Raw genomic sequence first — 24,174 nt, 5'->3', positions numbered from 1 at the left:
ACCATGGCGGGCCCCAAGGAGCAGCCACTGCCGCCCGACGTCATGACCCGCGAGGATGCGGTCGAGATCCTGCGTGTATTCGTGCTGGACGGTGGGCTGTCGATGGCGTTCCAGCGCGCCTTCGAGGAGCCCGACATGTGGGGCCTGCTGCTCGTCGATCTCGCGCGCCATGCCGCGCGCGCCTATGCGCGCGAGAGCGAATACACCGAGGAGGATGCCTTGAACCGGATTCTGGAGATGTTCCAGGCCGAGATCGAGCGTCCGACCGACACCGGCAGCACGACGCCACGCGGCAAAGGGCACTGACGTGGCGATCGAATCCTATCACTACGATTTCATGCTGGAGGCGATCCGCGAGGCGGAAACCTCGATCGCGCAGGGCGGCCTGCCGATCGGCGCGGTGCTGACGCGCGACAACAAGATCATCGCCCGCGGTCACAACAACCGCGTGCAGGAGAACAACGTGATCCTGCACGGCGAGATGAGCTGCCTGCGCGAAGCCGGCGCGATCACGTTTCATGACACCGTCATGTACACCACCCTGTCGCCATGCTCGATGTGCGCCGGCGCGCTGGCGCTGTTCAAGGTCAAGCTGGTGGTGATCGGGGAATCCGTCACCTTCGAGGGATCCAAGGACATCCTCGACAAGTTCGGCATCCCCTGGATCGACCTTGCTGACGACCGCTCTATCACCATGATGAAGAATTGGCGTTCCAATCCCGCCAATGAGCGTCTTTGGCAGGGCGACATCGGCAACTAAACCTGGTCTGTTCGTCTTCGCTTCCGGAGACGACGTTTTGAGAAGCTCTTCGTGAGGTCAGCATGCCCATCAACATCCTGATGCCCGCTCTTTCGCCGACGATGGAGAAGGGCAACCTCGCCAAGTGGCTGAAGAAGGAAGGCGACAAGGTCAAATCCGGCGACGTCATCGCCGAGATCGAGACCGACAAGGCGACCATGGAGGTCGAGGCGATCGACGAAGGCACGATCGCCAAGATCCTGGTGCCCGAGGGCACGCAGGACGTTCCGGTCAACGACGTGATCGCGGTGCTGGCCGGCGAGGGTGAGGATGTGAAAGCCGCGGGCGCCGCGAAGCCGACCGCCTCGGCCGCACCGCCCAAGACCGCTGAGCCACCTGCTGCCGCGCCGGCACCGGCACCTGCACCGGCCGCACCCAAGGCGGCGCCGGCTGCCGCCGCACCGGCTCCGCCGGCTGCAGCTCCCGCCGCGCAGGGCAACGGCCATGGCGGCCGCGTGTTCTCATCGCCGCTCGCGCGCCGTATCGCGAAGGAAGCCGGCATCGATGTGGCGATGGTCACGGGCACTGGCCCGCACGGCCGCGTGGTCGCGCGTGACGTCGAGCAGGCCAAGTCCGGCAAGGGCCTCAAGGCTCCCGCCGCAGCACCGTCTGGGGCGCCCTCGATCGCGCCGACCATGTCTGACAAGCAGATCCTGTCGCTGTTCGAGCCGGGCTCTTACGACATCGTCCCGCATGATGGCATGCGTCGCACCATCGCGCAGCGCCTGACCGCATCGATACAGAACGTCCCGCACTTCTATCTCACCATCGATTGCGACATCGGCAAGCTGCTCGCCGCGCGCGAGGAGATCAATGCGGCTGCTCCGAAGGACAAGGAGAAGAAGCCGCTCTACAAGATCTCGGTCAACGACTTCGTCATCAAGGCAATGGCGGTCGCACTCCAGAAGATCCCGAACTGCAACGTCAGCTGGACCGAAAGCGGAATGGTCAAGCACCACCATTCCGACGTCGGCGTTGCCGTCGCGATGCCAGGCGGCCTGATCACGCCTATCATCCGCAAGGCCGAGGCCAAGACGCTCTCGACCATCTCCAACGAGATGAAGGACTTTGCCGCGCGCGCCCGCTCGCGCAAGCTGAAGCCCGAGGAATACCAGGGCGGCACCACGGCTGTCTCCAACCTCGGCATGTACGGCATCAGTCACTTCACCGCGGTGATCAATCCGCCGCACGCGACTATCCTCGCGGTCGGCACCAGCGAAGAGCGTCCCGTCGTGCGCGGTGGCAAGATCGAGATCGCAAACATGATGAGCGTGACCCTGTCCTGCGATCACCGCGCCATTGACGGCGCGCTCGGCGCCGAGCTGATCGGCGCGTTCAAGCAGCTGATCGAAAATCCCGTCATGATGATGGTCTGACGCGGCGAATTTGCGTCGTCATTGCGAGCGAAGCGAAGCAATCCAGGACGTGACCGGCAGACTGGATTGCTCCGTCGCAAGAGCTCCTCGCAATGACGAGCCCTAACGTTCAAGCCGGTTCAACGATGGAACGAGCGTACAGCATGGCCGATACATCCTTCGACGTCATCATCATCGGCTCCGGGCCCGGCGGCTATGTTACCGCGATCCGCGCTGCTCAGCTCGGCTTCAAGACGGCGATCGTCGAGAAAGCGTATCTGGGCGGCATCTGCCTGAACTGGGGCTGTATTCCGACCAAGGCGCTGCTGCGTTCGGCCGAGATCTACCACTACATGCAGCACGCCAAGGATTACGGCCTGGCGGCGGAGAAAGTGTCTTTCGACCCGAAGGCTGTGGTGCAGCGCTCGCGCGGCGTCTCGAAACGACTCAACGACGGCGTCGGCTTCCTGATGAAGAAGAACAAGGTCAGCGTGATCTGGGGCGCGGCGTCGATCGACGCGGCCGGCAAGGTCACTGTGAGTAAATCGGACGTCGAGGCGCCGAAGGGCACGTTGGGCGAGGGGAGCTATCAGGCCAAGCACATCATCGTTGCCACCGGCGCGCGGCCGCGCGTGCTGCCCGGGCTGGAGCCGGACAAGAAGCTGGTCTGGACCTATTTCGAGGCGATGGTGCCGGAACGGATGCCGAAGTCGCTGCTGGTGGTCGGCTCCGGCGCGATCGGCATCGAGTTCGCCTCGTTCTTCCACACCATGGGCTCCGACGTCACGGTGGTCGAGGTGCTACCCCAGATCCTGCCCGTCGAGGACGCCGAGATCGCGGGCCTGGCGCGCAAGCGCCTGGAGAAGCAGGGCATCAAGATCATGTCCTCGACCAAGGTGACGAAGCTCGAGAAGAAGGCCGACAGCGTCGTCGCCACCATCGACGACGGCAAGGGCAAGCCTGTGACGACCGAGTTCGAGCGGGTGATCTCCGCTGTCGGCGTGGTCGGCAACACCGAGAATCTCGGCCTCGAAAAGCTTGGGGTGAAGACCGACCGCGGCATCATCGTGGTGGACGGCCACGGCAGGACCAACGTTCCTGGCATCTACGCCATCGGCGACGTCGCAGGTCCCCCGATGCTCGCGCACAAGGCCGAGCATGAGGGCGTGATCTGCGTCGAGGCAATCAAGGGCCTCAATCCGCATCCCATGGACAAGAACATGATCCCGGGCTGTACCTATTGCCAGCCGCAGGTCGCCTCTGTCGGCCTGACCGAAGCCAAGGCCAAGGAGAGCGGCCGCGAGATCCGCGTCGGCCGCTTCCCCTTCGTCGGCAACGGCAAGGCGATCGCGCTCGGCGAGGACCAGGGCCTCGTCAAGGTGATCTTCGACAAGAAGACCGGACAGCTTCTCGGCGCTCACATGGTCGGCGCTGAAGTTACCGAGCTGATCCAGGGCTACGTCGTCGCCATGAACCTGGAGACCACGGAAGAAGAGCTGATGCACACAGTGTTCCCGCATCCGACGCTGTCGGAGATGATGAAGGAAGCCGTGCTGGATGCTTATGGACGGGTGCTGAATATTTGAACGCTCGCCATAACGACCAAAGAGCTGTTCTCAGAATAAGAAGGAAACCACCCCATGCACGACAACGACAACCTCACCATCGAACGCCCGACCTTCGTCACGCATCTCGAATGCGCGATGGAAGGCGATCATTACGCGGCCGACCAGGTCCACAATCTCTCCAAGGCCGGCAAGCCGCTGCTGGTCCGCTACGACCTCACTGGGGTGAAGAAGGCGCTGACCAAGGACGCCTTGGCCCAGCGTCCCGCCGACATGTGGCGCTACCGCGAGCTGCTGCCGGTGCGCAAATGCAAGGATATCGTCTCACTCGGCGAAGTCACGACGCCGCTGATCCGGCTGCCGAAGCTCGGCGCCAAACTCGGCGGTGGCGAGATCATCGTGAAGGATGAGGGACGGCTGCCGACCGGCTCGTTCAAGGCGCGCGGCCTCGTGATGGCGGTGTCGATGGGCAAGGCGCTCGGCATCAAGCACATGGCGATGCCGACCAATGGCAACGCCGGCGCGGCGCTGGCGGCCTATGCGACCTCCTGCGGCATCAAGACAACGATCTTCTGCCCGGCCGATACGCCCGAGGTCAATGTCAGCGAAATCGAGCTCCAGGGCGCGACCGTCTATCGCGTCAACGGCTATATCGACGATTGCGGCAAGATCGTCGGCGAGGGGAAAGCAAAAGTCGGCTGGTTCGACACGTCGACACTGAAGGAGCCGTACCGCATCGAGGGCAAGAAGACGATGGGCCTCGAGCTTGCCGAGCAGCTCGGCTGGGACGTGCCGGACGTGATCTTCTATCCGACCGGCGGCGGCACCGGCCTGATCGGCATGTGGAAGGCGTTCGACGAGCTCGAGAAGATCGGCTTCATCGGGTCCAAGCGTCCCCGCATGGTCGCGGTGCAGGCCTCGGGCTGCGCGCCGATGGTGCGGGCCTATGATGCCGGCGCCGAGCATGCGACGCGCTGGGAGGATGCCCACACCATCGCCTCCGGCATTCGCGTGCCGCAGGCGATCGGCGATTTCCTGATCCTGCGCGCGGTGCGGCAGAGCAAGGGTTTTGCCATCGCGGTCGACGACGACAAGATCTCGTCGGCGCTGAGCGAGGTTGCGCGCGAGGAGGGGCTGCTGTTGTGCCCCGAGGGCGCCGCCACCTACGCTGCCTACAAGCAGAGCCTTGCCGATGGCCGGGTCAGCAAGACCGACCGCGTCATGCTGTTCAACTGTGCAACCGGCCTGAAATATCCATTGCCGCCGGTCACCCGCACGCTCGATCGCCACAAGCCGATCGACTACACGCAGTTCTAACGCGGCAATACGCCACGAATGATCCCTCTTCCCGTACGCGGGCAGAGGGTCAAAATGACAAAGACATCGGCTGGGGAGAGGACCATGAAGGCCGCTTGGGCTGCGCTGATTGCCATTCTCGCTGTTGCAGGCGCCGCGCGCGCTGAGGATTATCCCACGCGTCCCATCACCATCATCGTGCCATTCGCGGCCGGCGGGCCGTCGGATGCAATGGCGCGGGTGCTTGCGGAGCGCATGCGCGTATCGCTTGGCCAGCCCGTGGTGATCGAGAACGTCACCGGTGCGGGCGGCTCGATCGGCGTCGGCCGCGCCGTGCAATCACCGCCGGACGGCTACACCATCTCGTTCGGCCATCTCGGCACCCACGTCGCCAACGGTGCCGTCTACAAGCTCAAATACGACCTCGTCGCCGACCTCGAGCCGGTGGTGCTGTTGCCGAGCAATCCGATGATCGTGGTCAGCAAGAACGCGGTGCCGGCGACCTCGCTGAAGGAGCTCATTGAATGGCTGAAGTCGCGGCCATCGCCGCCCACGGCAGGCACGGCCGGCGCGGGCTCCGGCAGCCACATCGCCGGCGTCTATTTCGAGAGCGTCTCCGGCATCAAGCTGCAATACGTGCCGTATCGCGGCACAGCGCCCGCCCTCAACGATCTCATCGCCGGCCAGATCGACCTCATCGTCGACCAGACCTCCAATTCCATCAATCAGGTCCGCGCCGGCACCATCCGCGCCTACGCCATCACCGACGACAAGCGCCTGCCGTCGGCGCCGGAGATTCCGACGGCGGAGGAGGCGGGCCTGAAGGGGTTCAACATGACGCTGTGGTCAGGCATGTGGGTGCCGAAGGGCACGCCGAAGGAGGTCGTGACCAAGCTCAACGCGGCGGCCGTGGAAGCGCTGAACGATCCTGGAGTGAAGAAGCAGCTCGAAAGCCAGGGCCTGGAGATGACGCCCAAGGATCAGCTCACGCCAGAAGCGCTCGGCGCCCGCCAGAAGGCGGAGATCGCAAAATGGTGGCCGATCATCAAGGCGGCGAATATCAAGGTGGATTGAGGTGGGCTGCGCTGGTGTCAGTGTCTCGCATTCGCTGATCGCCGGACAATCGCTTCATGGTTTCGTCACCTGCTGCAGCGCCACCTCCAGGCATTTCATCAGATCCGAGGCGGCAAACGGTTTACCGAGGAAACAACTTGCCCCGGCTTTAAGCGCACGCACACGCACGCTCTCATCCGGGAAAGCGGTGATGAAGATGAACGGCGTTGCCGACCCCTGCGCGCGCATCTGCGTCAGTAGATCGATTCCAGTGACCGACGGCATCTGCACGTCCGCGATCACGCACGAGGTGTCGGTCGAATCGGTCGACCTCAAAAACTCCTCGGCGGAGGCGAATGTGTGGACGATGTATCCGCGGGATTCCAAGAGATTGTTAATCGCGGCCCGCACGTAGGGATCATCGTCAAGCACAGAAATGACCGAAGCCACTGACAATGCGTCCGCTCCTCGCCCGGGAATTACGCTTGCCGTCGTACGGCCTCGCATAAACCCGCAAGGTGGACCCGTCGGTCATCATTGGAAACTCATACTTAGGTTTGTACGTCGGGCTTGCTGGGTCGAATCCCGAGCGCCTCGCTCATCCTCACCAGGTCGGCCAGCGACTTCGCCCCCATTTTCCGCATGATCTGGCCGCGATAGATCTTGACGGTGATTTCCGCCAAACCGAGCTGGGCGGCCACTTGCTTGTTCATCAGGCCCGACGTCACCAGTGACAAGACGTCCCGCTCCCGCGAGGTCAGTGACTCGAAGCGTGATCTGACGTCCGAGACGGTCTTGTAAAGATCGCGGCGCTTGCGGTCTCGCTCGATCGCGGCCTGGACCGCGTCCAGGATTTCCTGGTCGCGAACCGGCTTGGTCAGGAAGTCGATCGCGCCGCTCTTCATGGCCCGAACAGTCATGGGAATATCGCCATGACCGGTAATGAAGATGATGGGCGTATGGATATTTGCCTTGGCAAGATCGGTTTGCAGTTCAAGGCCGCTCGTTCCGGGCAGGCGGATGTCGAGCACCAGGCAACTGGGGACTTCCGGCGGCTTGGTCTGGAGGAGTTGCGGCGCCGAGCCGAATGCTTCGACCCTGAGGCCGACCGACTCGAACAGATTGGTAAGCGCACGACGCATGGACGCGTCGTCGTCGACGATGAAGACGATTGGCTGATCGCCGTCCTCCTTGGGCGAAGGCCCCGCGCGCTCGTTCACGGTGCTTCCTCTCGATGGAGTGGCAGGGTGATCTGAAAAGTCGCGCCGCGCTCCTGGTTCGGTATGGCGGAAAGTCGCCCGCCGTGGGCCTCGATAATGGAGCGGCAGATCGACAGGCCCATGCCCATCCCGCTGGACTTCGTGGTAAAGAACGGCATGAACAGGCGGTCCATTGCCTGTTCGCAGATGCCGACGCCGCAGTCGGAGACGCTCACCAGCACCGCGCCATCGTCGTCAACCGCTGAACGGATCGCCAGCTCGCGCGGGCGGTCATCGATCCCTTCCATGGCCTCGATGCCGTTCTTGATCAGGTTGATGAGGACCTGCTGCAATTGAATTCGATCGCCAAAGATCCTGGGCAGTGCCGACGACAGTTCCATTCGAACCGACACGGCATGGCTCGCCATCTCGCGGTGAACGAGCGCGACAGCCTCGCGCACGACCACGCTGACTTCAAGCGGAGCCATCTCGATATCGGATCGCTTGGCGAGCGCCCGAACGTGACGGATGACGTCGCTGGCACGCTTGCCGTCCTCGATGATCCATTCCACGGAGCGGCGCGCCGCCTTGAGGTCGGGCGGACTGCGCTGCAGCCAGGCCAGGCAGGCGTCGGCGTTTGCGATCACGGCGGCGAGGGGCTGGTTGATTTCGTGGGCAATAGAAGCGGTCAGCTCGCCCAGCATCGTGACGCGCGTCACATGAGCGAGCTCGGCTTGCGCCTTGCGCAGCGCCTCTTCGGCGTGATCGGCCCGGATGGCCGCGGTCACGTCGGTGCAGACGCCCCGATAACCCAGAAAGGTGCCGTTGGCGTCGAAGAACGGCTTGCCGCTCGTCCGCACATAGATCGGCTGTCCGTTGCGGTCCTTGCTGCGGTAAACCAGATCGCGGAACGGGACGTGGGCATCGAGCGCCGCCCGATGTTGTCGCCATTTTTCCGGCTCGAGATCGGCATCGGGCGCAATGTCCCAACGCGTGAGCCCGATCAGGCCTGCGGGGGCGGTGACGGTATCTGAATGTTCCGATATGTGAGTGACGCGATGGTCTGGCCCCGTCTCCCAGAACCAGTCGGAGGCGGTTTCGGCATAGTCGCGAAAGCGCTGCTCGCTGTCACGAAGTCTGCGCTCTGCCTCCTTGGTCGCCGTGATGTCAGTTACTGACCCCACGAACTCCACGTGACCGCTCGCATCTCGCGTCGCCCGGGCGACCGCTCGGACGTACTTGATCGAACCGCCGGGCATCACCAGCCGGTATTCGTGATCGTAATCTTTTCCCTCGCGCGCCGCCCGGCCCGTGGTCCGCTGCACTGCGAGCCGGTCCTCCGGATGGATCCGCTGGAGCATGAAGGGGATCTCTGGCTTAGTCCCCTCGTCGCATTGGAAGATGCGATAGGTCTCCTTGGACCAGGTGATCTCGCCGGTTGCAGCCCTCCAGCCGAAACTGCCGGTGTGGCTCAATTCCTGTGCCTGGGCGAGGTAAGCTTCGCTCTGTCGCAGCGCATTCTCCGCTTCCTTGCGCTCGGTGATGTTCTCGCAGGCGACCAGCACGATCGGCCCGCCATTGGCCCGCAGCATGGTCTTGGCATTCTCGCGCACCCATAGCACCGAGCCGTCCTTGCGAACCTTCCGGATTTCCCAGGTGTGTGACTGATCAACGGTCTCGAGGCATAGCGCGACACACGCGCGTACGAAGTCGCGATCTTCCTCGAAGAACACATCCAGCACCGATCGGCCGATCAACTCCGCGGCGGTATAGCCCAGTTGCGCCGCGCCGAACGTGTTCACGTTGATCACGGTTCCGCTCGGATCGACCATGAAATACATGACCGGGTTGTGCTCGAAGACTTGCTGCCATTGCTTGACCGCCTCCAGCAGACCGGCGTCGCTGGGCTCGCTGCGCGGTTTGGGGGTGACAACTTGCCTGACGCAGCCGACGAGCAATTGCGCGGCTGACTTCCCGAACGTTCCTGCCCGGCCCGGCTTCATCGCAGACGCTCCCGGCGCTCTCTGCGTGAACATAAGTAGAGCACGTTGGCGCCGGAGGAGCAATTCCGGCCAAAGTCGGATGCCGGTTACGACGTTGGGCTTGGAATTGGCTGCTCGCCATCCTGGTCGCCTCAGCGCCGATTTTTCGCGCTCGCCGTGCAACCCGCGCATCGTGCGTGGTCTCGTTGAACGCGAGCCCGCGCGAGAGCCCCCGGGCGAGTACGGGACAAACCTAGGTATAGCTCGTCCATTCCTAGTCATGGCGACCATTTACCTCCGTACAATTGAGCGCCTGATGCCTGGCGGACTAGCCTCATGACCATCGGGAGTGTCGACCAGCCAATCGCATCGGTCGGGCGAGATCGGGTCTCAAGCGTACGGCCGAGGCCTCACGACCAAGGACGAGGCCGCTGCATTTCTCGACGCCCAGCCGCATTGCGGCAATTCATGACCCGCGTGAGGTCGAAGGGAACCAAGCAACAAGGGAGAGAACAATGTGCAATACGTCGCAACTTCCTGAGCCTCGCCTATCCGAGTCCGAACGTTGCTCTTCAATCAAGGGCTGTGCGGTGTGTGGCGGCAAGTTTGGCCTGATCCGCTACTATTCCTGGCGCACAGCGCTCTGCTCCAAGAAGTGCGTAGATCGCTTCCGCACACGCCGCGAACGCGACCGCCGGTGGCTGTTCCGGGCTCAGGTCGCGTGAGGGCTGGACTGGAGAGCTGACTTCTAATCCGGGAGCTCGTGCGTTGAACCGCTCATGCAAGCTCTTGTGCTCGATGGTTCTCCTCGGCTCCGCTGCGACGGCCCAGGCGCAGGAGACAGGAGACGGTGCCGTTCATCGCCAGCATCCGGTCCAGGACCAGGCGCTGCACGAAAAATTCTATTCGACCTGGCACATGCCGGACAATCCGAGCCTCAGTTGCTGCAGCAGCGCCGATTGCTATCCGACTGATATCAAGTACATCGACGGCCGGCTCTATGCACGGCGCAGGGAGGACGGGAGATTCATTCTGATCCCCCCGCAAAAAGTGGAGCGAAACAGGGATAATCCGGACGGCCGAAACCATCTTTGCGCTCCACCGCCCGCACTTTCTCCGTTGGACAGCGTTTACTGCTTCGCTTTGGGAGGTGCCACGTGAGATTCGCGTTCGTATTGGTGAACGGCCGGACTCCGTTCCGGAAGACCTGGTGCATGCAGTGCTGCGAGCCGATCAGCAGCAGCTATCTCCGCGAGATTCGGACAGGTCTGCCTTACTGCGATTATCAGTGCTACGAGATGTTGTGCGAGGCGCTCGCCAAAGATCGCGTGAGGACGGCTTCATGAAATTCGTGGTGGTCAATCACGATCCCCCGTTGCCCGCCGTCACGTGCAGCACATGCTCGCGGTCAATCCGCTCCGGCTATGTCCGGCATGTGCGGACGCAGCGTCGTTACTGTGACTACGATTGCTACCGCCGCGGCGAACTCGTCACGTTGTTCATGCGATGGCCGATGCCCGGGTGGACAGAACCGGCCGCCGAGAACGTCGAGTTCGCTGGAAACATGATCGAGACGTTGGCGGTCCTGAGTGCCGTCTCGTGCTGGAGCTGCACGATACACGCCTGGACCTTCGCAAGAGCCTTGACCGGCGCATATTTGGACGGTCGCGATCTGATCACGATGGAAGGAGGTGACACCTAGCTGCGCGACTGCACGCGCGTGGAAGCCGCAGCACCGGAACCTTGCAGGCGCCGCGTTCAGCCCCGGGCGGCGTTGACTAGGGAGCAGGTGCCGCGGCCGCCACGGGTGCCGTTGCGCCAGCCTCGTGCGTGACGACGCGCTGGTCGCTCTTGCCGGCGATCATGCCGCTGTCTTCGAACCGTGCGCGGTAGACCAGCACGTTCTCGATCACGCGCTGGACGTAGTTGCGCGTCTCCGACAGCGGGATGCGCTCGACCCAGTCGACCGGATCGACCTTGGGGTCTCTGGGATCGCCACGCGCCTGCACCCATTCGCGCACGCGACCGCGGCCGGCATTGTAGCCGGCGAAGGTCATGATCTGGTTGCCGCGATATTCCGAGAACAGCGCGCTGAGCTCGGCCGCGCCCATCTGCGTGTTGTAGACGGGATCGGTGACCATCCTGTTCCAGTCATAGGTCAGGCCGAAGCGTTTGGCGGTGTCGCGGCCCGCTTCCGGCGTCACCTGCATCAGCCCGACTGCATTGGCCGGCGACTTGTCGCGCTGGTCGAACGAGCTTTCGGTGCGCGCCACCGAATAGATCACGCTGGTCTCGATCGCGGGCGCGACTTGCTTGTGCTCGGGAATGCCGATGGTGGGGAAGGCATAGTGGTCGAGCGCAAGCCCGCGTGCCAGCGCCGATTTGCCGATCTCCAGCATCACGCGCGCATCGTTGCGCCGGCCCGCGAGCTCGGCCAGGGCTTCGAGCGCCGCGACGTCGGTGCTCTCCTTGGCAAAATCCTCGGCATAATAGAACACCACGTCGCGCTCGCCGATATCGTAGAGCATGTTGGCGGCGCGCACGCGTTCGTCCGCCAATTGCGTGTCGGCAGCGGGCAGCACCGGGGAGGGCGCACGTAGCTCGATCCGGTCGAGGCCAAGCTTTGCGCGGGCGAGCTGGCCGTAATAGGCGGTCTGATAGCGCGCCGCCGCCTTGTAGCTCATGCGGGCGTCGACGGTGGCGCCCATCGCTTCGGCGGCGCGGCCGCGCCAGTAATGGGCGCGCGACAGCGCAATGGGATTGGCCGAGCCTTCGTCGATCGCGGCGAAGTGCACCATCGCCGTCTTGGGATCGTCGAGATAGCGCAGCGCGATCCAGCCGCACATGAAATGGTAGTCGACGCGGTAGACCTCCTTTTCCGGCACCGCGGCCGTGCGCACCACGTCGTAGGCGGTCTTGAACTTGCCCTGGTCGAGCAGCTTGCGTGCCAGCAGGCGGCGCTCGCGCCACCAGGCATCGGTGTCCTGCGCCGCCATCGTGTCGGGCAGGGCGGCGAGGATCACCTCGGCTGCGTCGTCGATGCGGTCGTTCTGAAGATGCCACTGGGCGCGGCACAGTACATAGCCGAGATCGCGCCGCGCCTCGGTCGAGACGTCCTCGAGATAGTCCTTGGCCTTGCTCGCCTTGCCGGTGACGGCGGCGCAGGCCTTTACGATCGCGAGCGCATCCTCGCCGAGACGTTTGGCTGCGCGTCTTGCGCCTGCGTAGTCCTTGGCGCCGAGACGCTTGTCCATGCGCGCGCGGTGATCGTCGGCGGATAGAAGGTCGTGGAACGCCGCGTAGGAGTCTTCTTCGCTCCGCTCGGACAATTCATCCGTGCGCCAGGCCTCGCGCACGAGACGCGCGGCCCTGTCGGTCTCGCCTTCAGTGAGCAGCACGCGGGCCAGCGCGAACCTGCCCTTGGCACTGGTCGGCCGGTCCATGGTGAATTTGTGCACGATGGCCGCCTCGCTCTTCTCCTGCCACAGCCGCGCCTCGGCGCGCCGGCGCAGCAGAGCGCTGCTGGGCCAGTCCGGATTGGCGGCGAGGAAGGCGGCGTAGCGCTTGAAATTCGCCGTGCTCTCGGAATGGCGCAGCATGAACCAGTCCACAAGCTTCTGTCCGGCGGGGTCAGTGATGCGGTCGCGTGCGGCGCCCGCATCCTCGGTCTTGCCCTTGCGCGCGAAGTCGATTGCATCCCTCAGCGCGGCGAGATCGCCGGTCAGCGGCGGCGGCGCCGGCTTGTCCGAGGGTACCTCGACCGTCTTCTTCGACTTGCGCTTGGCTTCGGCGTGCTTACCGTGCCGCGCTTTGGCGGCCGAGGCATGGCGCTGCTTGCCGGCCTTCGCCTCATTCGTCTTCTTCGGCGCAGATGATTTATGACTGCTCTTCGCCGCCAACGCGGTAGGAAGAAGGGCGATCGCGGCTACGGCAACGACACACGCGAGCGAGCGTAGGCACTGGTTCATTCGATGGCCCCCCTGCGAAACCATTACAAACCAAGGTCCGCGACGACATGCGGTTTGAGAATCAAAAAACAACACCAAAACGATGTCATGACATCGTTTCGCATTTCTCACGCTCCCGCAACAATGCGGCAAAATACGGATGGGAACTCGGGAAGTTCCGAAATGGTGGTGGGACAGCGCCACTAAACCCTTGTTAGTGGGCTCGTGCAAGGGTTGTGCAGGTTCAGGACGGCCGGGCCCGCCAGATTGTGCGTGTCCCTACGACCAATTCCGGTATATTGAGTTCCATCGTTCATCCTTTCAGCCTTTGCCCTGCACCTATGCCGATTTTCAACCAGTCGATCCGGCGCAAGATCGTCGGGGTCGCCCTCGGATTGATCGTTCTCATGTTGATCACCTCGATCCTGTCGATGGTGATGTCGAGCCAGGTCGGCGTGCTCTTGGACGAGCTGACCAACCGTTACATCCCGGCCTATGGGCATCTGGCGCGCGCCAACGTCCGTTCGCTGGAACGGGCGTTGGCACTGCGGCGCATGGTCATGACCAAGATGCAGTCGCCCTCAGACGAGGAGGCCTATGCGGCGCGCCTGCGCGAGTTCGGTCAAACCGACCGCAAGATCGAGGAGGAAGCCGAGAGCGCACGCAAGCTCATCAACGCCATCATCGACGATCCCAGGACGCCGTCCGACTATGCCGCGCTGGCGCGGATCGAGCTCCGCATCGAGACCGCCGTCACTGAGTTGCGCCGCGATCTTGACGAGGACCACGGAAAGCTGGTCAAGCAGGTCGATGCCAGGCAGATGGCGGAGGCCCGCGGTACGCTGGAGCACATCGATGCGCTGCGCGACCAGTTCAACCAGAAGATCGATGCGATCCGCACCGACATGCTGGCGCAGGTTTTCTTCAGCACGTCGCAGGTGATCAGCCGCCAGCGCCAGACGATCATCGTGTCGGGCGTCGTGACGTTACTCGCAGCGATCGTCGGATTTGCCTTTGCGCTGCTCGTGAGTAGCGGCATCACGCGCCCGGTGCGACTGCTGCTCGCTGGCACCCGCGAGGTCGAGGCGGGTCGGTTCGACAAGCCGATCACCGTTTCCACGCAGGACGAGATCGGCGAGCTTGCCGCGGCCTTCAACCGCATGATCGAGCAGTTGCGCCACAACGAACGCATCCGCGAGACCTTCGGGCGCTATATCGACCCCAAGGTGGTGCAGGGCCTGATTGACCGGCCGGAGGTCGCCATCGAGGGCCAGCGTCGGGTCATGACCATCATGTTCTGCGACATGAGCGGCTTCACCTCGATGAGCGAAGGCATGACGCCGCGCGGTCTCGTCAAGGTGATGAACCACTATTTCACGGTGATGTCCGGCCACATCCGCAGCAATCGCGGCATCATCGACAAATATATCGGCGACGCCATCATGTCCTATTGGGGGCCGCCCTTCATCGAGGAAGACGAGCAGGCGATGCTCGCCGGCCTTGCCGCCATCGAGATGGCCGATCAGGTGCCCGCGCTCCAGAAGCAGCTGCCGGATCTGCTCGGCATCCGCGCCATGCCGGCGCCCTGCGATCTGCGCATCGGCATCGCCACCGGCGAGGTCCTGACCGGCAGCATCGGCTCCGAGCTGATGATGAGCTTTACCGTGATGGGCGACGCCGTGAACCTCGCCTCGCGGCTGGAGGCCGCCAACAAGACGTATGGGACCCGTATCCTGATCTCGCAGGCAACGGCAGAGGCGATCGGCGCGCGCCTCGAGCTGCGCGAGATCGATCGCCTCGCGGTGGCGGGCCAGAGCGCACCGCAGGCCGTTTTCGAGGTGATGGGCAGGGCCAACGCACTCACCGATGCGCAAGCGAGCCTGCGCACGCACTATGCCGAAGGTCTCTCCGCCTATCGCGCCCGGCGCTTCGACGACGCCCGCGCCGCCTTCAACGCCGCGCTCGAAGCGGTCCCGGGCGACGGTCCCTCGCGCACGCTGCTCGGCCGCATCGCGCAGTTCGAGGTCAACCCGCCCGACGGCGGGTGGGATGGCGCCTGGCGGCTGGAGCAGAAATAGGCGTGCCTGCCGTCCTTCCACGGACTGGAAAAAACGATTCTAGTTCATAACGATGTTCGCCATGACCTATTTCCCGGGCTTAGGCTTGATGTCCTTGAGGCGTCTGATGGGGACACGCCGATGACACATCTTGAGGACAGGCTCGAACGGTTCGAGACGCTCACCGCCGAATGCGAGCTGATCGCCAAGCTCGCGACCGACAGCGCCAAGCGCGAGTTCTATCTGAATCTCGGAGAACAGTACCGCCAGCTGGCGGTGGATACGCGGCAGGCGATCGCGACCAGGGCCGCGGCCTGAGGGCGGCTGCAATCCGTTCTTAACATTTGGCGCGCATTCTCGCAGCAAGCGGACGTCGCTGATCGGCGACGGCTCGTGTTGGGAAGGCTGGGATCCGTTGCAATGCAGCGCGCCCCGCGAGTGTCACTTGCCATGTTCGACGGGCAATCCCATGCGCCTCGTTGCAGTGATCATAGTCGCGCTCATGATGGCAGCCTGCAATCAGGAGCAGGATATCACCGGCTCGGCCTCGACCTGCCCGATGCGAAACTACAGCAGCTACAATCCCCGCGACATGAACCAGTGCGTCAGCGCCTGCAAAGCGTGCGATCGCGGCACGACGGTGACCTGCACGACCTCCTGCACCCTTAAGGGGGCGCACTGATCCAAAGTCGCTGACCCGCCAAGGCCGGCGGTGCCTAGGCACCGGAACGATTCACATGGATTAATCATTGAGAAGCGGGCAGGACGCGGAGTTCAATGGAATGGGTATGCTCGATCCCGGCCGGTTCCTGGTGTCGTGCTCGCATTGCGACGCTTGGCCGATGGCTGCCAACGTCAAACGTTCAAGCTGGTCGGCGTCCCCGCACGAAGTCCGCTTCGTGTGCCCGCGCTGCCGCCGCGAGGAGACCGCGATCGTCTCCGCCTCCGGCGAACTGACGCCGATCAAGCGCATCGATGTTCCGCCACGCGACGTCGCTGTTGCGTGGGCGCAAGCCCAGCGTCCGCGCGGGCGGACGTAAGTCGCCACGCACTCGCAGCTTGATCTCCGATTTGGAACCGGGGCCACCGCCGGAGCGTTTCTGGGCCAACATCAACCCATCAAGGCCGGGCGAATGATCAGCGAGCACTTCGACACCCGCACACGGATCAACATGAAATTGGCGTTGGACCGGATCTGCCGCGGTCGCCCCGATGGCGAGGACTATGGCTTCCGGAGGTCGGTCGCTGAAAACATCGTCCGGTGCGCGCTTATGGGCCGAACCGGAATCGGCCAGCTCGTCGACGCCGGCGAACGGGCCGTGGTCCGGACCCGCTCCGAGAGAACGCCAGCCTGATCGTGCTGGCTTGCGTAAATCGTAAATCATCGCCAGACGTGGTAAGACGACCGTCTGGAGATCACCATGGCTCTCATCCTGCCATCTCATAACGACCGTTTCCGGCTTCACCCCGTCGCGCCGCGCCTTGCGCGGATGTTCTGTTTTGCGCTGTTGACGGTGTCAGGCGCGCTCGCAAGCTTCGTGCTCGCCTGCGCCACGCCGTTTGCGGCCTTCGCGGTTGTTGCGGCCGCGATGCTGCCGCTGCGGCCGGCACTGCTCGTCGTTACCGGCGTCTGGCTCGTGAACCAGGCCGTCGGCTTCGGCGCGCTGCATTACCCCATCGACGGCAGCACCATCGCTTGGGGTTTTGCGACCGGCGCGGCTGCGCTGCTGGCGACCGCCGTTTCGTCCGCCGTGCTGCGTACGCTGCCGCAGGGCCGCACGCCGCTGGCGCTGGCCGTCACGCTTGTTGCCGCCTATGCGGCCTATGAGCTCGCGCTGCTCGCCGCGACGCCGGCTCTCGGCGGAGAGGGCGCCTTCACCGCTGCCATCGTGACGCGCATTGGGCTCACCAGTGCCGTGTGGCTCGCCGGCCTCGTCGCCGTCTGCGAGATCGTCCGTCTGGTCGATCCGTTAATCCGCCCGCTTCGGAATGCCTGAGCACATCCCGACGGGCAAAACACCTGGCAATTTCGGCCTGCCTGGTGTCAAGCGGCGCGTTCAAAAATATTCCGCTTTACCGAAATTCGGAAATAGCGTATGTACCGCCCGTCCCGGCTCATCCGAGAGGGGCGATCATGTGTCGTGATGATCGCGGAGCCGGGCTTGCGGTGGACGCGGCAGCGTCGGGCGCGAAAGGCCAAGGGCAGGGCGGATTGCTCTCCGTGAGCCCTTAAGCTTCGCGCAGACGGACGGCGCTGTCAGGTTCGTCGCGCCAGCATGTCGATGGCAAGGTGCACAACGCCGTCGAACCCTGTGGCGCAGGCGAGCCGCGCGTACGGCAAAACCGTGTGGTCCTGGCCGTCGTTGCTACGGTCAAGCTCTTGCGGATGCGGCATTGGCGCCAACCGGCGCGGTGTCCGTGACTTCCACGAGGGCGAGGGAGGCCAGAACGAATTCGGCTCCCGGGAGAGCGCGGCATAAGCCGTCAAACCACTGCGCAGGGAAGGCCGTGTGTTGGGCTTCACCTGTATGCCGCTGTGCAGTTTTTCCTGCGTGTGCCTTTCGCACAGCGGACCGTGGGTGCCAGGTCAGCACCCGGCCTTCCCTGCGCCCTTTCGGCTTTGAGGGTGGAGCGACGAAGCAAAGCTCGGGCGAAACGCGCCGCGAGGATGCGAAGGCGTGTGTGCGCGTTGAAATGCACGTCGGAGAGTTACGATATCCCCTCCCAATCATCATTGCGATGCGCCGACGGCGGTGTGACCACATGATCAGGCAAAGCGGGTCCCCGAGTCAGTGCAGCCGCGCTGCCTGTCACCACTAAATCCGGGCGCGGTTCTTCGCTCCCTAAGTTTGAGATTGGGCCTCGCCGCGAGGTATCACTGTAGGCTTATCCGTGTCTTCCGAGCCACGATTGTGCTATCCGCGCAACACTCCTCCGGATTTAACTTTGATCACCGACCGTTCGCCTCGCCGCCGCTTTTTAGCCACACCCGAACATGAATAAAATCACTCTAATGTTTTAAGGTAGCGGGCAGTCTTCGACGGCGACGGGAAATCCCAAGGTCGATTCAAATCTTGGCTCTGATTTTTCGGGTCTGAAAAGGTTGACCGGGGAAACTGGTTTGCAATGCGCGCGAAGATCGACAAGCAGAAGCTGCCGAGCCGTCATGTGACGGAAGGCCCTGCGCGCGCGCCTCATCGCTCCTACTTCTACGCGATGGGTCTGACTACCGAGCAGATCCACCAGCCTTTCGTCGGCGTCGCCTCGTGCTGGAACGAGGCTGCGCCCTGCAATATCGCTTTGATGCGTCAGGCACAGGCGGTGAAGAAAGGGGTCGCATCCGCCGGCGGCACTCCGCGCGAATTCTGCACCATCACCGTCACCGACGGCATCGCCATGGGCCATGACGGCATGCGCTCCTCGCTGCCGTCGCGCGAATGCATCGCCGACTCGGTCGAGCTGACGGTTCGCGGTCACGCCTATGATGCGCTCGTCGGCCTCGCCGGCTGCGACAAGTCGCTGCCGGGCATGATGATGGCCATGGTCCGCCTCAACGTGCCGTCGATTTTCATTTACGGCGGCTCGATCCTGCCCGGCAATTTCCGCGGCCAGCAGGTCACGGTGCAGGACATGTTCGAGGCGGTCGGCAAGCATTCGGTCGGCGCCATGTCGGACGAGGACCTCGACGAGATCGAGCGCGTGGCCTGTCCCTCGGCGGGTGCCTGCGGCGCGCAGTTCACCGCCAACACCATGGCGACCGTCTCCGAGGCGATCGGCCTTGCGCTGCCATATTCGGCCGGTGCGCCGGCACCTTATGAAATCCGCGACGCCTTCTGCATGACCGCGGGCGAGAAGGTGATGGACCTGATCGCGTCCAACATCCGGCCGCGCGACATCGTCACCCGCAAGGCGCTGGAGAATGCGGCCGCCGTGGTCGCCGCGTCCGGCGGCTCGACCAATGCTGCGCTGCACCTACCGGCGATCGCGCACGAGGCAGGCATCAAGTTCGACTTGTTCGACGTCGCCGAAATCTTCAAAAAGACACCATATGTCGCGGATTTGAAGCCGGGCGGCCGTTATGTCGCCAAAGACATGTTTGAAGTTGGTGGCATCCCGCTTCTGATGAAGACGCTGCTCGACAACGGATTTCTTCACGGTGATTGCCTCACCGTCACCGGTCGAACGATCGCCGAAAACCTCAAGAGCGTGAAATGGAATCCGCACCAGGACGTGGTGCACCCGGCAGACAAACCCATCACCGTCACGGGCGGTGTGGTCGGTCTGAAGGGCAATTTGGCGCCAGAAGGTGCGATCGTGAAAGTCGCGGGAATGTCCAACCTCAGGTTCACCGGTCCGGCCAGGTGCTTCGACCGTGAGGAGGATGCTTTCGAAGCGGTCCAGAAGCGCACCTATCGCGAAGGCGAAGTCATCGTGATCCGCTACGAGGGGCCGAAGGGCGGTCCCGGCATGCGGGAAATGCTCCAGACCACCGCAGCGCTGACCGGCCAGGGCATGGGCGGCAAGATCGCGCTCATCACCGACGGCCGCTTCTCCGGCGCGACCCGTGGCTTCTGCATCGGTCACGTCGGGCCCGAGGCCGCGATTGGCGGCCCGATCGGGCTGCTCGAGGACGGCGACATCATCGAGATCGACGCCGTCGCCGGTACCCTTAACGTAAAATTGAGCGACCAGGAACTCGCCCAGCGCAAGACCAAATGGGCACCTCGCGCGACTAACCACACGTCGGGTGCGCTCTGGAAGTATGCTCAGCAGGTTGGACCAGCGCTCGGGGGGGCGGTGACCCATCCGGGCGGCGCGCACGAGAAACAGTGCTATGCGGACATCTAGGCGTGCCATAGTTGCGTTTGTGTTGGGGGCTATAGCGCTGGCCGCGCCGGCGCTCGCCTTCGACGGTGCGCCGGTGAACAAGGACGCGACCATCCCGGTCGTGACCACCTTGCCGGGCGCTGCGAATACGGTTCGCACCCGAATTCCGCCGGCGGTCGTAACCCAGGAAACCTCGCTCAGCGCTCTGCAATATGCCGCCGAGGGCGGCCATCCCATCGCGCAGTGGAAGCTCGGCCGCATGTACGCCAATGGCGACGGCGTCGCCCAGGACGATCTACGCGCCTTCGAATATTTCAGCCGCATCGCCAATGCGCATGCCGAGGACAGCCCGTCGGCGCCTCAGGCGCAGATCGTGGCCAACGCCTTCGTCGCGCTCGGCCGCTACTATCTCAGCGGCATCCCGAACTCGAAGATCAAGTCGGATCCGGAGCGGGCGCGGGAGATGTTCTCCTATGCCGCGTCTTATTTCGGCAACGCGGACGCGCAGTATGATCTGGCCCGCCTGTACCTGAAGACGCCGGACGCCTCGCGCGAGGATTTCCGCTACGGCGCGCGCTGGCTCGGCCTCGCCGCACAAAAGGGCCAGCATCAGGCCCAGGCCCTGCTTGGCCAGATGCTGTTCAACGGCGACCGCCTGCCGCGGCAGGCCGCGCGCGGCCTGATGTGGCTGACGCTGGCGCGTGACAGCGCCGGGGCCGAGGAGACCTGGATCAAGGAAAGCTACAACCGCGCCTTCGCCAAGGCCTCCGACGACGACCGTGCCATGTGCCTGCAAATGCTGGAGCAGTGGGTGCAGGGCCGCCGGGAATGATCTGCAGAGGCGGCCTTAAGCCGCCTCGAGATCGAGATCCGCCCATACCGGCACGTGGTCCGACGGCTTCTCCCAACCGCGCACATAGCTGTCGATGCCGACATTGGTGAGCCGGTCGCTGGCCTGCGGCGACAGCAGGAGATGGTCGATGCGCAGGCCCTGGTTCTTCTGCCAGGCCCCGGCCTGGTAGTCCCAGAAGGTGTAAAGCCCGGGCTCATCCGTGACCGCCCGCAAGGCATCGGTCAGACCGAGCCCGAGCAGGGACTGAAAGCTCTCCCGCGTCTCGGACTTGAACAGGGCATCCTCGGTCCAGGCGGCGGGGTTGTGGACATCGCGGGCATGCGGGATGACGTTGAAGTCGCCCGCGAGGATCAGCGGGACCTCCTCCTTGAGGCGTTCCTTCGAATATTCAAGAAGCCGCGACATCCATTTGAGCTTATAGGGATATTTGTCGGTGCCGACCGGATTGCCGTTGGGCAGATAGAGGCAGGCGATGCGCAAGACCCCCTGCTTGAGCGTTACCACGCCTTCGAGAAAGCGGGCATGCGCATCCTCGTCATCGCCGGCGAGTCCCGATTTGGTCTCGTCGAACCGGAGCTTGGAGAGCAGGGCGACGCCATTGAAGGTCTTCTGCCCATGCGTGACCACGTTGTAGCCGAGCGCCTCGATCTCCAGCCGGGGGAAGGCCTCATCGACGCACTTGATCTCCTGGAGGCAGACGATGTCCGGCTGGCACTCCTTCAGCCAAGTCAGCAGCAGGTCGATCCGCTGCCGGACCGAGTTCACGTTCCAGGTGGCTACTCTGATGGGCATTGGGAGGGGCTCCAGGCGGGGCCACCGTTAGAACAAAATGCAAACGCGCCCGTCAAGGCGGCCGCAGAATCTCCCACAAAATTAACCCGGCTTAAGCGCGCGCCGGGTCATTGATGCCGAAAAGGTGCCTCGGATGGGATCGCCGGACAAATCCATGACGCGAACTGAGCCGCGGGACGGCGTGATCGGCGCGTTGCTGTATTGGCTCGGCGGCTTTGAGATCGAGGATGGTCTGACCGCAGATCTCAGCGAGCGCGAGCTGCGGCGCATCCGCGCCAAGCAGATCGAGGCGGTGACGCGGCTGATCCCGGTGACAATGGCCGTCACCATGCTCAACGTCGCCATCGTGCTGATCCTGTTCTGGGGCAGGGGCTGGAACGACTTCCTCGCGATCTGGGGTATGACGCTCGCCGCCACCGCCTCGCTCGCCGTCCGTTCGTGGCGGCGGTCGCATCGAAATCCGCGGGAGGCCTCGCCGCGTGCCGCGCGGCAGGCGTTCTTCCTCGCCGCGATCTGGGGCATGCTGCCGCTGGCGCTGTTCAGCCGCATCGAGCCAACCAGCCAACTCATCCTGGCCTGCCTGATGGTCGGCATGATGTCGGGCGGCGCGTTCACGCTATCGACCTTCCCCCGTGCCGGCCTCGTCTATCTCGCCACCATGACGATCGCCTGCGCCGGTGCGATGCTGCTGTGCGGTGACGGGCCGTATCTGGTGACGGCGGTGTTCCTGCTGCTGTTCGCATTCTTCATGGCGCGCAACATCGTCTCCCACGGCAACCTCTTCCTCGGCAATCTCAAGGCTCAGCTCGAGCTTGAGCGGCAGACCGAGATCATTTCGCTGCTGCTGAAGGACTTTCAGGAGAACGCCAGCGACTGGCTGTGGCAGACCGATGCGGAAGGGCATCTCGTCGACGTGCCCCAGCGCTTCGTTGACGTGGCGCAGCTGCCGCTTCCGCTCCTGAAGGGATCGCACTTCGCCGACGTGCTCGACATGCTCTGCCCCGAGGACAAGAGCGCGGCCTACAACATCATCGGCCTGATGGAGCAGGCCGAGCCGCTGCATGAGATGAATATCAAGGTCGTCGCCGGCGGCGAGGCGCGGTTGTGGTCGCTGACGGCGAAGCCCGCCCACGATCGCGACGGCCAGTTCCTCGGCTATCGCGGCTTCGGCCGCGACGTGACCGACCGCTGGCGCGCGGAGAAGGCCGAAGCCGAGAGCCGCGCCAAGTCCGACTTCCTGGCGGTGATGAGCCACGAGATCCGCACGCCCATGAACGGCGTGCTCGGGCTTGCCAGCATGCTGCTGGAGACAAAGCTCGATCCGGAGCAGCACGAGGCCGTCACCACGATTCGCGAGTCCGGTGACAATCTCCAGCGCATCCTCAACGACATCCTCGATCTGTCCAAGCTCGAGGCCGGCCGCTTCGCGTTGGAAGCGATCGACTTTGCGCCGCGGGCGCTGGTCGAGACCGCCGCGACCGTGGCGCGCGCGAGCGCCAAGAGCAAGGGGCTTGCAGTCAAGGTCGAACTCGATCCGAACCTGCCGCCGACACTGCGCGGCGACGCCGCGCGCATCCGCCAGGTGCTGCTCAACCTCGTATCCAATGCGGTGAAGTTCACCGACGAAGGCGAGGTGAGGGTTTCGGTCACCTGCCAGGCGCGGCGCGATCTCCTGGCGACGGTCGAATGGGCGGTGACCGATAGCGGCATCGGCATCGCCCCCGATAAGCTCGGGCAGCTCTTCAGCGACTTCGCCCAGGCGGACGCATCGATCAGCCGCCGTTTCGGCGGCACCGGCCTTGGCCTTGCGATTTCCCGGCGCATCATCGAACAGATGGGCGGCACGATCGGCGTCACCTCGATGCCGGGCGAGGGCTCGACTTTCCGCTTCACCCTGGTGTTGCCCTGGAGCCAGGCGGAGACGTCCGACCACGATACCGGCCGCGATGACGCCGACGAGCTCAAGGCTCGCATCGCCGGGCTCGACCGGCCGCTGAAGGTGCTGGTCGCCGAGGACGACGCCGTCAACCGCATGGTCGTGAGCAAAATGCTCGGCGGATTCGATGTTGAGCTACGCGTCGTCACGGACGGCGTCGACGCCGTCGCGGCAGCCGCTGAAGGCGACTACGATGTCGTGCTGATGGACGTGCGCATGCCCGACATGGACGGACTTGCCGCAACCCGCGCGATCCGTGCGCAAGGCGGGCGCTTCGAAGCCCTGCCGATCATCGCGCTCACCGCCAACGCCTTCGCCGAGGACGTCAGAATCTGCCGCGAGGCCGGCATGTCGGACTTTCTGCCCAAGCCGCTGCGCAAGCCTGCGCTGGTCGCGGCCCTGCTACGTGCGCTGGACGGCCACGTCATGTCGGAGGATGCGCCGCTTCAGCCGGAGCTGATGCCGATCGAGGTGGAGTGGACGGACGAGGAAAGGCAGATCACCGGCGCGTAG

General features: G+C 64.0%; 21 protein-coding genes. 16 read left to right on the top strand and 5 right to left on the bottom strand.

The window, feature by feature from the left end; genetic code table 11:
- Positions 1–3 precede the first annotated feature (3 nt).
- The 6 genes from IVA98_RS05475 (at position 4) to IVA98_RS05450 (ending at position 6,089) form a co-directional block, all read left to right on the top strand.
- Positions 4–306 (top strand): DUF5076 domain-containing protein, encoded by a 303-nt coding sequence (locus IVA98_RS05475; protein WP_247275986.1) that lies wholly within the window; start codon positions 4–6, stop codon positions 304–306.
- Between the two features lies 1 nt (position 307).
- Positions 308–760: a nucleoside deaminase gene (locus IVA98_RS05470; protein ID WP_247295346.1), complete on the top strand. Its 453-nt coding sequence runs from the start codon at positions 308–310 to the stop codon at positions 758–760.
- A 62-nt stretch (positions 761–822) separates the two neighbouring features.
- Positions 823–2,175 (top strand): pyruvate dehydrogenase complex dihydrolipoamide acetyltransferase, encoded by a 1,353-nt coding sequence (locus IVA98_RS05465; RefSeq protein ID WP_247354399.1) that lies wholly within the window; start codon positions 823–825, stop codon positions 2,173–2,175.
- Positions 2,176–2,318: 143 nt separating this feature from the next.
- Positions 2,319–3,740, top strand: a complete 1,422-nt coding sequence (lpdA, locus tag IVA98_RS05460; protein ID WP_247354398.1) for a dihydrolipoyl dehydrogenase — start codon at positions 2,319–2,321, stop codon at positions 3,738–3,740.
- Between the two features lie 54 nt (positions 3,741–3,794).
- Positions 3,795–5,036, top strand: coding sequence for a threonine synthase (locus IVA98_RS05455; RefSeq protein ID WP_247354397.1), 1,242 nt, complete (start codon positions 3,795–3,797; stop codon positions 5,034–5,036).
- 84 nt (positions 5,037–5,120) lie between these two features.
- On the top strand, positions 5,121–6,089 hold the full coding sequence (locus tag IVA98_RS05450; RefSeq protein ID WP_247354396.1) for a tripartite tricarboxylate transporter substrate binding protein BugD: 969 nt from the start codon (positions 5,121–5,123) through the stop codon (positions 6,087–6,089).
- A gap of 54 nt (positions 6,090–6,143) precedes the next feature.
- Here IVA98_RS05450 and IVA98_RS05445 read toward each other — a convergent pair whose 3' ends face one another.
- The 3 genes from IVA98_RS05445 to IVA98_RS05435 all read right to left on the bottom strand — a co-directional run bounded on the left by IVA98_RS05445 (position 6,144) and on the right by IVA98_RS05435 (position 9,270).
- Complete coding sequence (locus tag IVA98_RS05445) at positions 6,144–6,524, bottom strand: response regulator transcription factor (RefSeq protein WP_247295335.1); 381 nt, start codon at positions 6,522–6,524, stop codon at positions 6,144–6,146.
- A 95-nt stretch (positions 6,525–6,619) separates the two neighbouring features.
- A complete protein-coding gene (locus IVA98_RS05440; protein WP_247295333.1) occupies positions 6,620–7,288 on the bottom strand; it encodes a response regulator transcription factor in 669 nt (222 codons plus the stop codon).
- Complete coding sequence (locus tag IVA98_RS05435; RefSeq protein WP_247354395.1) at positions 7,285–9,270, bottom strand: PAS domain S-box protein; 1,986 nt, start codon at positions 9,268–9,270, stop codon at positions 7,285–7,287. Before IVA98_RS05435 ends, IVA98_RS05440 begins: the two co-directional genes overlap by 4 nt.
- A gap of 1,321 nt (positions 9,271–10,591) precedes the next feature.
- Between IVA98_RS05435 and IVA98_RS05430 the strand changes: the two genes are divergently transcribed.
- Positions 10,592–10,951 carry a hypothetical protein gene (locus IVA98_RS05430; protein WP_247354394.1) on the top strand — a complete coding sequence of 120 codons (360 nt, stop codon included), beginning with the start codon at positions 10,592–10,594 and terminating at the stop codon, positions 10,949–10,951.
- A gap of 76 nt (positions 10,952–11,027) precedes the next feature.
- On the opposite strand, the gene IVA98_RS05425 is transcribed toward IVA98_RS05430, so the two are convergent.
- Positions 11,028–13,217: a lytic transglycosylase domain-containing protein gene (locus tag IVA98_RS05425; protein ID WP_247354393.1), complete on the bottom strand. Its 2,190-nt coding sequence runs from the start codon at positions 13,215–13,217 to the stop codon at positions 11,028–11,030.
- Positions 13,218–13,537: 320 nt separating this feature from the next.
- On the opposite strand from IVA98_RS05425, the gene IVA98_RS05420 reads away from it, so the two are divergent.
- The 8 genes from IVA98_RS05420 (at position 13,538) to IVA98_RS05385 (ending at position 20,912) form a co-directional block, all read left to right on the top strand.
- Positions 13,538–15,274: an adenylate/guanylate cyclase domain-containing protein gene (locus IVA98_RS05420; protein WP_247354392.1), complete on the top strand. Its 1,737-nt coding sequence runs from the start codon at positions 13,538–13,540 to the stop codon at positions 15,272–15,274.
- 120 nt (positions 15,275–15,394) lie between these two features.
- Positions 15,395–15,571: a hypothetical protein gene (locus IVA98_RS05415; protein WP_247295318.1), complete on the top strand. Its 177-nt coding sequence runs from the start codon at positions 15,395–15,397 to the stop codon at positions 15,569–15,571.
- A gap of 151 nt (positions 15,572–15,722) precedes the next feature.
- Positions 15,723–15,935: a hypothetical protein gene (locus tag IVA98_RS05410; protein ID WP_247295314.1), complete on the top strand. Its 213-nt coding sequence runs from the start codon at positions 15,723–15,725 to the stop codon at positions 15,933–15,935.
- Between the two features lie 100 nt (positions 15,936–16,035).
- The gene (locus IVA98_RS05405; protein ID WP_247276001.1) at positions 16,036–16,293 is read left to right on the top strand and encodes a hypothetical protein; all 258 of its coding nucleotides are present in this window, start codon (positions 16,036–16,038) and stop codon (positions 16,291–16,293) included.
- Between the two features lie 93 nt (positions 16,294–16,386).
- Entirely contained in the window at positions 16,387–16,608 is a 222-nt protein-coding gene (locus IVA98_RS05400) for a hypothetical protein (RefSeq protein WP_247354391.1), read from the top strand.
- A 66-nt stretch (positions 16,609–16,674) separates the two neighbouring features.
- Entirely contained in the window at positions 16,675–17,250 is a 576-nt protein-coding gene (locus IVA98_RS05395) for a hypothetical protein (RefSeq protein WP_247354390.1), read from the top strand.
- Between the two features lie 1,129 nt (positions 17,251–18,379).
- Positions 18,380–20,101 (top strand): dihydroxy-acid dehydratase, encoded by a 1,722-nt coding sequence (gene ilvD, locus IVA98_RS05390; protein ID WP_247295303.1) that lies wholly within the window; start codon positions 18,380–18,382, stop codon positions 20,099–20,101.
- A complete protein-coding gene (locus IVA98_RS05385; protein ID WP_247295301.1) occupies positions 20,088–20,912 on the top strand; it encodes a tetratricopeptide repeat protein in 825 nt (274 codons plus the stop codon). Before ilvD ends, IVA98_RS05385 begins: the two co-directional genes overlap by 14 nt.
- 15 nt (positions 20,913–20,927) lie before the next feature.
- Here the strand turns inward: IVA98_RS05385 and xth are convergent, their stop codons facing one another.
- Positions 20,928–21,725, bottom strand: coding sequence for an exodeoxyribonuclease III (gene xth, locus IVA98_RS05380; protein ID WP_247354389.1), 798 nt, complete (start codon positions 21,723–21,725; stop codon positions 20,928–20,930).
- 133 nt (positions 21,726–21,858) lie between these two features.
- On the opposite strand from xth, the gene IVA98_RS05375 reads away from it, so the two are divergent.
- Positions 21,859–24,174, top strand: coding sequence for a hybrid sensor histidine kinase/response regulator (locus IVA98_RS05375; protein ID WP_247354388.1), 2,316 nt, complete (start codon positions 21,859–21,861; stop codon positions 24,172–24,174).

Source organism: Bradyrhizobium sp. 160 (assembly GCF_023073735.1).
Classification (GTDB): domain Bacteria; phylum Pseudomonadota; class Alphaproteobacteria; order Rhizobiales; family Xanthobacteraceae; genus Bradyrhizobium.
This window is presented reverse-complemented; position numbering and strand designations above follow the sequence as displayed.